At 58.2% G+C, this 12588-nt stretch carries 12 protein-coding genes; all 12 read left to right on the forward strand.

Annotated elements, in window-relative coordinates; all coding sequences use genetic code 11:
* Nucleotides 1-31: 31 nt before the first annotated feature.
* Nucleotides 32-1105, forward strand: a complete 1074-nt coding sequence (leuB, locus tag E4T21_RS08380) for a 3-isopropylmalate dehydrogenase (RefSeq protein ID WP_149284564.1) — start codon at nucleotides 32-34, stop codon at nucleotides 1103-1105.
* Nucleotides 1106-1285: 180 nt separating this feature from the next.
* On the forward strand, nucleotides 1286-2398 hold the full coding sequence (gene asd / locus E4T21_RS08385) for an aspartate-semialdehyde dehydrogenase (protein ID WP_149284565.1): 1113 nt from the start codon (nucleotides 1286-1288) through the stop codon (nucleotides 2396-2398).
* 244 nt (nucleotides 2399-2642) lie between these two features.
* Nucleotides 2643-3683, forward strand: a complete 1041-nt coding sequence (gene truA, locus E4T21_RS08390; RefSeq protein ID WP_149284566.1) for a tRNA pseudouridine(38-40) synthase TruA — start codon at nucleotides 2643-2645, stop codon at nucleotides 3681-3683.
* A gap of 6 nt (nucleotides 3684-3689) precedes the next feature.
* On the forward strand, nucleotides 3690-4337 hold the full coding sequence (locus tag E4T21_RS08395; protein ID WP_149284567.1) for a phosphoribosylanthranilate isomerase: 648 nt from the start codon (nucleotides 3690-3692) through the stop codon (nucleotides 4335-4337).
* Between the two features lie 217 nt (nucleotides 4338-4554).
* Complete coding sequence (accD, locus tag E4T21_RS08400; RefSeq protein WP_149284568.1) at nucleotides 4555-5580, forward strand: acetyl-CoA carboxylase, carboxyltransferase subunit beta; 1026 nt, start codon at nucleotides 4555-4557, stop codon at nucleotides 5578-5580.
* 9 nt (nucleotides 5581-5589) lie between these two features.
* Entirely contained in the window at nucleotides 5590-6909 is a 1320-nt protein-coding gene (gene folC / locus E4T21_RS08405; protein WP_149284569.1) for a bifunctional tetrahydrofolate synthase/dihydrofolate synthase, read from the forward strand.
* Entirely contained in the window at nucleotides 6906-7574 is a 669-nt protein-coding gene (locus E4T21_RS08410) for an SPOR domain-containing protein (RefSeq protein WP_149284570.1), read from the forward strand. Before folC ends, E4T21_RS08410 begins: the two co-directional genes overlap by 4 nt.
* On the forward strand, nucleotides 7574-8206 hold the full coding sequence (locus E4T21_RS08415; RefSeq protein WP_149284571.1) for a CvpA family protein: 633 nt from the start codon (nucleotides 7574-7576) through the stop codon (nucleotides 8204-8206). Before E4T21_RS08410 ends, E4T21_RS08415 begins: the two co-directional genes overlap by 1 nt.
* Before the next feature lie 124 nt (nucleotides 8207-8330).
* Nucleotides 8331-9854, forward strand: a complete 1524-nt coding sequence (gene purF, locus E4T21_RS08420) for an amidophosphoribosyltransferase (RefSeq protein WP_149284572.1) — start codon at nucleotides 8331-8333, stop codon at nucleotides 9852-9854.
* Nucleotides 9855-9865: 11 nt separating this feature from the next.
* Nucleotides 9866-11059: an O-succinylhomoserine sulfhydrylase gene (locus E4T21_RS08425; RefSeq protein WP_149284573.1), complete on the forward strand. Its 1194-nt coding sequence runs from the start codon at nucleotides 9866-9868 to the stop codon at nucleotides 11057-11059.
* 306 nt (nucleotides 11060-11365) lie between these two features.
* The gene (locus tag E4T21_RS08430) at nucleotides 11366-11920 is read left to right on the forward strand and encodes a cytochrome b (protein ID WP_149287112.1); all 555 of its coding nucleotides are present in this window, start codon (nucleotides 11366-11368) and stop codon (nucleotides 11918-11920) included.
* An 85-nt stretch (nucleotides 11921-12005) separates the two neighbouring features.
* Nucleotides 12006-12584 (forward strand): YceI family protein, encoded by a 579-nt coding sequence (locus tag E4T21_RS08435; RefSeq protein WP_149284574.1) that lies wholly within the window; start codon nucleotides 12006-12008, stop codon nucleotides 12582-12584.
* Nucleotides 12585-12588: the final 4 nt, after the last annotated feature.

Consider the following 12588-nt stretch of genomic DNA (forward strand, 5'->3'; position numbering starts at 1 on the left):
TGATATAAGCAGAATTTCAAGGATACTGGATATGACACGCAAGATTCTCGTTCTCCCCGGCGATGGCATCGGGCCTGAAATCACAGCCCAGGCGGTCAGAGTGCTGGAGGCCTGTCAGGCGCTTGGCCTGGATGTCGAGGTGGAGCAGTCGCTGGTCGGTGGCGGTTCCTATGACGTGCACGGTGTGCCACTGTCCGAGGAAACGCTGGCCAAGGCCAAGGCGGCCGATGCCATTCTGTTGGGTGCCGTGGGTGGCCCGAAGTGGGATACGATCGAGGATCTTTCCAAGCGCCCGGAAAAAGGCCTGCTGGGGTTGCGCAAGGAACTCGGCCTGTTCGGCAACCTGCGTCCGGCCATTCTTTATCCGCAGCTTGCCGAGGCGTCGACGCTCAAGCCTGAAGTGGTGTCCGGTCTGGATATCATGATCGTGCGTGAACTGACGGGCGGCATCTACTTCGGTCAGCCGCGTGGCATCGAAGAGCGTGATGGTCAGCGAGTAGGCTTCAACACCTACGTCTACAGCGAAAGTGAAATCGAGCGTATCGGTCGAGTGGCCTTCGAAATGGCCCAGAAGCGCAACAAGAAACTGTGCAGTGTCGACAAAGCCAACGTGCTCGAAGTCACTATCCTGTGGCGTGAAGTCATGGAGCGCCTGGCGCCTGAATATCCGGACGTCGAACTGTCGCACATGTACGTGGACAATGCGGCCATGCAGTTGGTTCGTGCGCCGAAGCAGTTCGATGTGGTGGTCACGGGTAACATGTTCGGCGACATCCTTTCTGATGCTGCTGCCATGCTGACGGGCTCCATCGGTATGCTGCCGTCCGCATCGCTCAATGAGCGTGGGCAGGGTATGTATGAGCCATGTCATGGCAGTGCTCCGGATATTGCCGGTCAGAATATGGCCAATCCTTTGGCCACCATTCTGTCCGTCGCCATGATGCTGCGTTATTCTCTCGATGAGGCGGCATTGGCCGAGCGCATCGAGGCTGCCGTGGGCAAGGTGCTGGACGAAGGGCTGCGCACGGCTGATATCGCCAGCTTCGGCACGCGTCAGGTATCCACCAGTGAGATGGGGGATGCGGTGCTGGCGGCGCTGCAGTAAGAGGCAGTTAGAAAAGCGTGCAGTAGGGAAAAGTGAGAGAAAAGACGAGGAAGAAAGCTTTCCACGTGTTTCTATCATTTTCAGCTATTAGCTAAGAAAGATCGATTCCAGGCGCTTCCCTGAAGGGAGGCGCTTGTTTCTGTATAATATATGGCTCACTTGAATTTTGGAGGACTTCACATGTTGAAGGTCGGTTTCGTCGGATGGCGTGGCATGGTGGGCTCTGTGCTCATGCAGCGTATGGTGGAGGATGGAGATTTCAACGGCATTGAGCCGATCTTCTTCACCACATCGCAGGTCGGCCAGACCGGTCCCGACGTTGGTGTGGACGTGCCTCCGCTGAAAGACGCCTTCGACATCGAAGCGCTCAAGGCGCTGGATGTGGTGGTGACCTGCCAGGGCGGCGACTACACCAAGCAAGTCTACTCCGACCTGCGTGGTAGTGGCTGGAAAGGCTACTGGATCGATGCTGCCAGCGCCCTGCGCATGGAAGATGAAGCGACCATCGTGCTGGACCCGGTCAACCGCAACGTCATCGATGCCCAACTGGCGGCTGGCGCCAAGACCTTTATTGGTGGCAACTGCACCGTCAGCCTGGCGCTGATGGGACTCGGCGGTCTGTTCGAAGCGGATATGGTCGAATGGATGACTTCCATGACCTATCAGGCGGCTTCCGGCTCTGGCGCCAAGCATATGCGCGAGCTGCTCTCCCAGATGGGCGCGCTGCGCGACACCGTCGCCGACGAACTCAAGGATCCGGCCAGTGCCATCCTCGATATCGATCGCAAGGTGACAGCCGCCATGCGCTCGGGTGATTTTCCCACCGACAACTTCGGTGCGCCCCTGGCGGGCAGCCTGCTGCCATGGATCGATACCAAGCTCGACAGTGGCCAGAGCCGTGAAGAGTGGAAGGGTGGCGTCGAGACCAACAAGATTCTCGGTCGCATGGACAACCCGGTGCCGATCGATGGCCTGTGTGTGCGTATCGGTGCTATGCGTTCCCATAGCCAGGCATTCACCATCAAGCTCAAGCAGGACGTGCCGCTGGACGAGATCGAGGAGCGTATCGCCACCCATAACGATTGGGTCAAGGTGATTCCCAACGACAAGGATGCCACCATCGCTGGCCTGACGCCGACTGCTGCGACTGGCACCCTGTCTGTGCCGGTGGGCCGTCTGCGCAAGTTGAACATGGGCGGCGAATACCTGTCCGCATTCAGCGTTGGTGATCAGCTTCTGTGGGGTGCAGCTGAGCCTCTCAAGCGTATGCTGAAGATCCTGCGCGAGCAGTAAGGCATGGCGCTGGAGCGATAAGTGGCAGTGAGCCGGAACGCAGGCATTGCTGCACTTTTATTGCGCTGAACCATGTGCTGTTCTGAAGCATGCATCGTTCTGAAGTATGTATCGTTCTGAAGTATGTATGAATGACGGGGTGCCTGAGGCACCCCGTTGTCATTTGCTGTAGCGGTAGCCTCTGGCTGGCGGAAAGAGGATAATGTCCCGGCGATTCACCAGACCTTGATGACAAGCAGGCGGCATGACCCTTTTTTACCACCTCGATGAACGAACCCCTCTGAAAGGCCGTCTGGCGCTTTCTGTCGAATATGATGGCACCCATTACTGTGGTTGGCAGCGCCTCAAGCATACGGCATCGGTACAGGGGGCCGTGGAGGATGCCCTGGCCAGAGTGGCGGGGGCTCCAGTCACGGTACATTGCAGCGGGCGCACGGACTCCGGCGTCCATGCGACCCGGCAGGTGGTGCATTTCGATCCGCCTGCGCAGCGTTCTGAAAAGGCGTGGGTATTCGGTGGCAATGCCAATCTGCCCAAGGATATTGCCATTCGCTGGGTCCGTGAGGTACCCGATGAGTTTCATTCACGCTTCAAGGCGCTGGCTCGGCGATATCGTTATGTGATTCTCAATCAGCCGAGTCGGCCGGTGCTGGAGCGGGCCAATGCCACCTGGTGCCGCGACCCTCTGAATGCGGAAGCCATGCATGAGGCCGCGCAGGCATTGGTGGGGGAGCACGACTTTTCCAGCTTCCGCGCCGCAGGCTGTCAGTCCAAGACCCCATGGCGTCACCTGCATTTCATCGAAGTACATCGCCATGGCCCGCTGGTGGTGATCGATATCCAGGGCAATGCCTTCCTGCACCACATGGTGCGCAATATCGCTGGAGCCTTGATCACGGTAGGTCGTGGAGAACAGGGCAGCGATTATATGGCACGCCTGTTGGCATTGAAGGATCGCACCCAGAGCGACGTCACTGCCCCAGCCTGTGGCCTGCACTTCGTCGATACCATCTACGATGAGTCCTGGAACCTGCCGCAGGAACCGCTGGGTCCCAATCTGCTGGCGTTTCTGGGAGAGTGGACGGGCCAGCGGCCGTTACCGGACTGTCCCATGGTGGAATTCCGTAGAGGCCGGCCGGTAGCAGAAGAGCGCTTGGCGGCCTGGAAGGCGGGCAAGCGCGTCGGGGGCGACATGAATGAGCATGGCAGTGCCGATGACGCTACAGAATTCGACAGCCCAGTTGCTTCGCAACGGCGGAAACCGGAACCGGACACCAAGGAGTAAGGGCGCATGGCTATTGATATGTGTGATGAGCCTGTTCGCACTCGGGTAAAGTTTTGTGGCTTTACCCGCCCAGATGATGTCGATGTCGCCGTCAGGCTGGGGACGGATGCCCTGGGTTTCGTGTTGTGGCCGGGAAGCAAGCGCGGGATCGACCAGCACACGCTGCCCATGTTGGCATCGCGTGTGCCCGCTTTTGTCACGCGAGTTGGTCTGTTCGTGAATCCGTCCAGAGAAGAGGTCGAGAGCTGTCTTCCGCACCTGGATCTGTTGCAGTTTCATGGAGATGAATCTCCGGAGTTCTGTGCGCAGTTCGGTAGCCACTGGATCAAGGCGCTGCGTATGAAGGATGACCTTGACCTGTACCAGGCTGCCGAGGACTACCGTGATGCACGCGGGCTGCTGCTCGATGCCTATCGCCCAGGCGTGCCTGGTGGCACCGGGGAGACATTCGACTGGTCGCGGATTCCCAGTGATTTGCCAAAACCTGTTATCCTCGCTGGCGGATTGTCGGCGGATAATGTAGCGGAAGCCATTTCCCGGGTACGACCCTTTGCCGTGGATGTCTCTGGTGGTATCGAGTCTGCGCCGGGTCTCAAGGATGCCGCTGCCATGCGTGCCTTCATCAGCGCTGTGAAGCGTATGAGTGGTTTCTGAGCCTGAGCACAAAGGCGATGGAAAAGGTTGCGGTGAACTGACCTACCAATTACCCGGAGCGAGCCGCTACAATAAGCGCCCAACACGTCTGGATATCTATTGTCTTTCCCTGTACGGGGAGGTGACCCCCCTTGAAACATCGGGATGGTTCCGGACAACCGATTCGAATACGTTGCAGGCCTGTTTCTGCGACCGCATTTAATGGAAGACTTCTGAGATGAGCTGGTTAGACAAGATTGTGCCCTCGGTGGGCCGCATTCAGCGCAAGGAGCGACGGGCTAGCATACCAGATGGCCTGTGGCGCAAGTGTCCCAAGTGCGAATCGGTGCTTTATCTCCCTGAGCTCGAGAAGAACAGCAATGTCTGTCCCAAGTGCGACCATCATCTGCGCCTGACAGCACGCAAGCGTCTGGACTGGTTCCTCGACAAGGAAGGGCGTGAAGAGATTGCGGCTGACCTGGAGCCAGTTGACCGTCTCAAGTTCCGCGACTCCAAGAAGTACAAGGACCGCCTGAATGCGGCCCAGAAGGAGACCGGAGAGAAGGATGCGCTGGTTGCCATGCGTGGCACCCTGGATGGTCTGCCGGTGGTGGCCGTGGCCTTCGAGTTCACCTTCATGGGTGGTTCCATGGGCGCTGTGGTCGGCGAGAAGTTCGTGCGTGCTGCCAGCCTGGCCCTGGAAGAGAACCTGCCATTGCTGTGCTTTTCTGCCTCTGGTGGCGCGCGCATGCAGGAAGCCCTGTTCTCCCTGATGCAGATGGCCAAGACATCCGCGGCACTGGAAAAGCTGCGCCTGGCGGGTGTGCCATACATTTCCGTGCTTACCGACCCGGTGTTCGGTGGCGTCTCGGCATCCCTGGCCATGCTCGGTGACCTGAACGTGGCCGAACCCAACGCACTGATTGGTTTTGCCGGACCACGCGTCATCGAACAGACAGTACGCGAAAAGCTGCCGGAAGGTTTCCAGCGCAGTGAGTTCCTGCTTGAGCACGGCACTGTTGACATGATCCTGCATCGTCACCAGATGCGTGAGCGCCTGGGTTCGGTGCTGCGCAAGCTGACGGGACAGCCAGCCATTGGCGTGTCCGAGGATGAAGCAGTAGTTGGTGATGTCGAGGCCAGTGACAACGAAGTGCCGGGCGATGGAGTGCCGGTGGCAGATAGCGTCGTTGACAGCTCGGTAGAACATGCCAGCACTGACGCGTCCAAGGACGCTGAGTCCTCCTCTGACAAATCGCGTTGATCTCTCGCCATGACTGACGATGCTCCTATGACCCTCGATGCCTGGCTTGCCAGGCTCGAGGCCGCTCATCCCGTGGGTATCGACCTGGGGTTGGACCGAGTGTCCAAGGTGGCTGAGCGCATGGGCCTGCTGCAGGCACCTATTGCTGAGCGGGTCATTACCGTCGCGGGCACCAATGGCAAGGGCTCGACGGTCGCCATGCTCGAATCGCTGGCCCTGAAGCATGGGCTGAGCGTGGCGGCCTACACCTCTCCTCATTTGATTCGTTACAACGAGCGCCTGCTCCTTGATGGGGTAGAAGCCGATGATGAACTGCTGATGGCGGGCTTTGCTGCCGTGGAGCAGGCTCGGCTGCAGCAGGAGCCGGTCAGCCTCACCTATTTTGAAGTCGGCACCCTTGGGGCGCTCTGGGCCATTGCCCAGAGCCGTCCGCAACTGGCGGTGCTTGAAGTCGGCCTGGGTGGTCGCCTGGATGCGGTCAATGTGATCGATCCGAATGTGGCGGTCGTTACCACCGTGGCTCAGGATCATGCTGCTTTTCTGGGCAACGATATCCAGGTCATTGGCCGCGAGAAGGCTGGCATCATACGCAGTGATCGGCCTGCCGTCCTGGGTAGCCAGACACTGCCCCGAAGTGTGCATGAGCATGCCGAGCATATCGGTGCTCTAGTACATGCCCTGGGCCAGGATTTCAACCACCAAGGCAAGGAAACATGGGCCTGGCGGGGGCGGGATGCCTCGCAGGCACAGATAGAGCTTGTCGATCTTCCGGATCCCCATCTGCCCAGGGACAATGCGGCCACCGCGCTGCAGGCTTTTATCCTGTGTGATATCGATGTGCAGGCCGATGCCTGTCGACGTGCCTTCGCTGAGGTGCAACTGGCAGGGCGAATGCAATGGCATGGACAGTGGTGTCTGGATGTGGGACACAATCCTCATGCTGCCGAGTACCTGGCCCGGCGCCTTGGTGAATGCTCAGGGCAACGGGGCTCGGGTCGCTTGCTGGCCCTGCTCGGCATGCTCGACGACAAGGACGCCGAAGGTGTCATGGCGGCCTTGGCACCGGTCGTCGATGCCTGGGTGACGGTATCATTGCCGGGAGAGCGTGGTCGTAGTGCAGAGGATCTTGCACAACGTCTGGGACACCGGGGGCTGACGGTGTTGCATTGCGCTGATGATCCTCTGGCTGGAGCCGAATGGCTGGAGGCCCATATGGAGGAGCAGGACCAGGTGCTGGTGACAGGGTCCTTCCTGACGGTTGGTGCCATACTGCAACAATGGCAAACCGAGGCCGGAGAACGGCCTGCGTCCATTGAGGGAGCAAGATGAAATACGGAATGCGTGAGCGGGTCAGCGGCGTCATTATCGTGATTGCCTTGGCAGTGATCTTTGTCCCCTTGCTGTTCAGCGACCCGGAATCCCCCAGGGATGAGCGCCCGGATCCGGTGCTGACCATTGATCAGCCGGTGGAGGTCGAACATCGCGATGTTCCTGAGCCAACCCCGCCTGAAGGATTGGGGCAGATACTTCAGCCTGAGGATGTTACCTCGGCAGGCTCTGCGCAGGATGGCAATCGTGAGGATGAGGAGCGTGGCCAGAAGAGTAGCGACACCGCTCAGTCATCCGACACGCAATCGTCTCGTACATCAGAACAGGACAATGCAGCGCAACAGGATTCTCCCGCTCGTGATCCGATAGCAGAACTGGCCAAGGCAGCCGAGCAGCGTTCCCAGTCGCAGGCCAGCACCAGTACCAATACCGGCGGTAGTGGATGGGCGGTGCAGGTCGGCAGTTTCGGTGAAGCTGCCAATGCTGAACGCCTGTTGGGAGAGCTGCGTGAGTTGGGTTATCCCGCTTTTACGCGTGCACGTGGCAATAACTTGACCACGGTGTATGCCGGGCCGTTTGGTGCGTCTGGAGATGCACAGCGCGTCGTCAGTGAGCTCAAGGCCAAGATCAATCAGCAAGGTCTGGTGGTAAGGGTGGATAGTTGATGCTGGCGACATGGGTAGACTGGGTCTTTGTCGCGATACTGGCACTGGCGGTAGCGGCAGGGTTCGTGCGAGGCCTGGTTCGCGAGGCACTGGGTCTTGCCAGCTGGATTGTGGCGTTGCTGGTAGCCAGGGCATTTGCGACGCCACTGGCTGACCATCTGACACCCTGGATCGATAGCCCAGATGGACGGCTGATCACTGCTTTCGTGGCGCTGATCATTGTCACTATCCTGGCTTCCGGCATCTTGATTCGCATGTTGCAGGCGGCAGTGGAATGGGTCGGCGCAGGTTTCCTCAACCGCCTGACGGGAGCCGCGTTCGGTGGCATCAAGGCGGCCGCAGTGCTCTGTCTTGTCACTGTTCTGATCGGCTTCACTCCGCTGCAACAACTCAGTGCCTGGCAGGATGCTGCCGTTCGTCCGCAATTCGAGCAGTTGAGTGCCTGGGCACTTGGCCAGTGGGACGAATTCGGAGGGCAACTGCCAGAACTTCCTGAAGCATTGCGTCAGGCTCCGCCATCCGAAGAAGCCCCTATGCAGGAAATGCCCACGGAAGAGGGTACAATGCCAGAGGAACCGGCGACGAATACAGTGACCGAGGGCCAGGCAATAGCCCCCGATAGCACCAGCTAAGGAAATGGCGAGCGGCTGCAGCACGTTTTTTGCAAAGCGTTTATGCAAGAAGCCGCGCATTTCTGAAAAAGATGTTTCTCGCGTCGTCCTATGACGGCGTATCAAGGCAAGCGAGGTAAGGTGAATGTGCGGTATCGTCGGCCTGATGGCCAATCAGGCGGTTAACCAGGCAATTTATGATGCCCTGACGGTGCTTCAGCATCGTGGTCAGGACGCTGCCGGGATGATGACCTGGAATGAAGGTCGTTTCCTGCTGCGCAAGAGCAATGGCCTGGTGCGCGATGTCTTTCACACTCGTCATATGGCGCGTCTGAAGGGCAACCTCGGGATCGGCCATGTACGTTACCCGACTGCGGGATCTTCCAGTGAGGCAGAGTCGCAGCCGTTCTACGTCAACTCACCCTACGGTATTTCGCTGGCCCACAACGGCAATCTGACCAATGCCGAGCAGATCAAGCAGGAGCTGTTCTCCTCCGATCTGCGTCATATCAATACCAGCTCCGACTCGGAAGTGTTGCTCAACGTTTTCGCCCACGAACTGGGCAAGCAGGGGCCGCACCTGCAGCCGGGCGATATCTTTGATGCGGTGCGCCGTGTTCATCGTCGTTGCCGTGGCGGTTATGTTGCCGTGGCGATCATCAATGGCGTGGGCATGGTGGCCTTCCGTGATCCTTGCGGCATTCGTCCAGTCGTGTTCGGTACCCGCCAGACAGAAACGGGGCAGGACGTGATGATCGCTTCCGAATCCGTGGCGCTTGATGTTGGTGGGTTTCAACTGGAGCGAGATCTGGCACCGGGCGAAGCCATTTTCGTCGACATGAATGCTCAGATTCATACCCAGCAGTGTGCCGACCGGCCACAACTGGTGCCCTGCATCTTCGAGCATGTCTACCTGGCCCGTCCTGACTCGCTGATGGATGGCGCCTACGTCTACGGCACTCGCTTGATGATGGGGCGCAAGCTGGCCGATCGGATCAAGAGCGAGTGGCCGGACCATGATATCGACGTGGTCATCCCGATTCCGGATACATCGCGGACCTCTGCGCTGGAGCTGGCCCAGCACCTGGGCGTGACCTACCGTGAAGGGTTCATGAAGAACCGCTATATCGGGCGGACGTTCATCATGCCTGGCCAGACGCTGCGCAAGAAATCCGTGCGCCAGAAGCTCAATGCCATTGATGTGGAATTCAAGGGCAAGAACGTGCTGTTGGTGGATGATTCCATTGTGCGTGGTACGACCTGCAAGCAGATCATCCAGATGGCACGCGAAGCGGGTGCCAACAAGGTCTACTTTGCCTCTGCTGCGCCGCCCGTGCGTTATCCCAACGTCTACGGTATCGACATGCCGGCGGCTTCCGAACTGATTGCCCATGGGCGCACCGAAGAGGAAGTCGGTGAGCTGATCGGCGCTGATCGCATCGTCTATCAGGATCTGGATGACCTGAAGAATGCCTGCCGGGAAGTCAATCCGGCCCTGGATGAATTCGACTGTTCTGTCTTCGATGGTGCCTATATCACGGGTGACATCGATGCGGCCTATCTCGCTGATCTGGAAGCATCGCGCAACGATATTGCCAAGCAGGAGCAGAGCGCGGGTGACCATGCGCTGGTCGGAATGCATAATCAGGACGATGATATCGACGATTAAGGACGCGACCCATGCACGACGATTTCAGTGCCGATGGCTGGGGTATCGAGACCCTGGCAATTCGTGCCGGACATGATCGGACTCATGAGCAAGAACATGCCGAGCCGATTTTTCCGACTTCGAGCTTCGTCTATGGCAGCGCCGCTGAGGCGGCGCGCAAGTTTGCGGGCGAGGAGCCGGGCAATATCTACTCGCGTTTCACCAATCCGACGGTGCGCACTTTTGAAAAGCGCCTGGCGGCTCTGGAGGGAGGCGAGCGCTGTGTGGCGACCAGTTCGGGGATGGCGGCGATTCTCTCTACCGCGCTGGCACTGCTCAAGGCAGGCGATGAAATCGTTGCATCACGTTCACTGTTCGGCTCAACGGTCAGCCTGTTCGACAAGTACCTGGGCAAGTTCGGCATCACTACGCGCTATGTAGAACTGTCGGACATGAGTGCCTGGGAAGCCGCCATGACACCGGCTACCAAGCTGCTGTTTGCCGAGACTCCGTCGAACCCGCTCTCCGAGGTGGTCGATATTCCGGCGCTTGCCGAAATCGCCCGGCGGCATGATGCACTGCTGGCGATCGATAACTGCTTCCTGACACCCGTGTTGCAACGACCCATTCAGTTGGGGGCGGACCTGGTCATTCATTCCGCTACCAAGTATATCGATGGGCAAGGGCGAGCCATCGGTGGGGCAGTGGTCGGACCGGACAAGTTGCTGGAAGAAGTGTTTGGCGTGGTGCGTACCTGTGGTCCATGCCTCAGTCCGTTTAATGCCTGGATTTTCACCAAGGGCCTGGAAACCCTGGGGCTGCGCATGAAAGCGCATTCGGCCTCTGCTCTGGAGCTGGCACGCTGGCTGGAAGCTCACCCCGCGGTGGAACGCGTCCATTACAGTGGCTTGGAAAGTCATCCGCAGCATGCGCTGGCCAAGCGTCAGCAGGATGGGTTCGGCGCCGTTCTCGGGCTGGAAGTGAAAGGTGGCCGTGAGGGTGCCTGGAGTGTGATTGATGCGACTCGGCTGCTGTCCATTACTGGCAACCTGGGCGATGCCAAGACCACCATCACTCATCCGGCCACCACGACACATGGTCGTTTGTCCGATCCGCAGAAGGCCAATGCAGGGATTGCCGATGGCCTGATCCGTATTGCCGTAGGTCTTGAGAGCCTTGACGATATCAAGGCTGATCTTTCCCGCGGCCTGGATGCCCTTGCGTAATCTATAGGCACTGCGTTTCTGGAGCTATGCTGCTTCGGAGATGACCATGTGAAAGTTAAACCCTCGACCTTGCACCAAATATCAAGGTCGAGGGTTTTTCATTGCCTGTTCTTGGCATTCCAATAGGTGTCATACGTAAATTCCGAATCATTCGTCCATAATTTTTCAACAGTTAGCTGCATTTGATTGGGTTAAGATCGATTTCATCGATAAGATTGTGATTCTTGATGAAATTCTGATCCATTATGGAATTTTGACCCATTATGGAATTCAGACTTAACAGCGTGAACTCATGTGAGGCTGATGATGTGGCGAAACACCCGTAGTGGTTGGGGGTTGGTGAGTATTCTCCTGCATTGGCTGAGTGCCATTGCCATTATCGGCCTGTTTGTTATGGGGTGGTGGATGACCGGGCTGGACTACTACAGCCCCTGGTATCACGACGCTCCCTGGTGGCATCGCAGCATCGGTATCCTGATATTGTTTGCTACCCTGTTTCGCCTGCTGTGGCGCCTCGTGCAACCGACACCCCATGCGCACGGCGGCTCTCTGGAGCGTAGTGCGGCTAGCCTCGGACATCTTGCTCTCTATGTATTGATGATGGCGGTACTGATCAGTGGCTATCTGATCTCCACTGCGGAAGGCAAGGGTATCTCTGTGTTTGGCTGGTTCGAGATGCCGCCACTGGTCAGCGGCCTTTCCGAACAGGCCAGTTGGGCGGGAGCCGTGCATTGGTATGCAGCAGTAGTGCTGATCGTGCTTGCTGCTGGCCATACTCTGGCGGCATTGAAGCATCACCTGATGGATCGTCAGGACACCTTGAAGCGTATGATCAATCCCGGGCATGCGCGCCGGGGATGATGACAAGCGGCTGTGTTTTCTAGTGTGACTGTTTGCTAGCGTGACTGTTTACAGTGAAGTGAAAAACCTATCCAGGAGTTCCAACATGAAGAAGATTGCCATTGCTGCCCTGAGCGCCACCGCGCTGTTTCCGCTGGCCCAGGCTCAGGCTGCCGACTATCAGATCGATACCGAGGGACAGCATGCCTTCGTGAACTTCAAGATCAGCCATCTCGGTTTTTCTTATATCCTGGGCAGCTTCGAGTCCTTTGATGGCACTTTTTCTTACGATCCGGAAAACCTGGAAGACTCCGCTGCCAATATCGAAGTGGACGTTACCAGCCTGACGACCAACCACGCTGAGCGTGACAAGCACATCCTCAGTGCTGACTTCCTCGACGCCAGCGAATATCCGACGGCGACCTTCACTTCCACCGGCTTCGAACCTACAGGTGACAACGAGGGTGTGCTGACAGGTGACCTGACGCTGCACGGGGTGACCAATACCATCGAGATGCCGGTAACGCTGCTGGGTGAGGGGGATGATCCCTGGGGTGGCTACCGTGCAGGTTTCGAGGGAAGCACTGAGTTGAACCTGGGCGACTATGACATCGACATGAGCAAATTTCCGGAGGGTATGCGCTCACTGGAACTGTATGTGACCTTCGAGGGTGTCCGCCAGTAGTGTC

Source organism: Halomonas binhaiensis (assembly GCF_008329985.2).
In the GTDB taxonomy this organism is placed as follows: domain Bacteria; phylum Pseudomonadota; class Gammaproteobacteria; order Pseudomonadales; family Halomonadaceae; genus Halomonas; species Halomonas binhaiensis.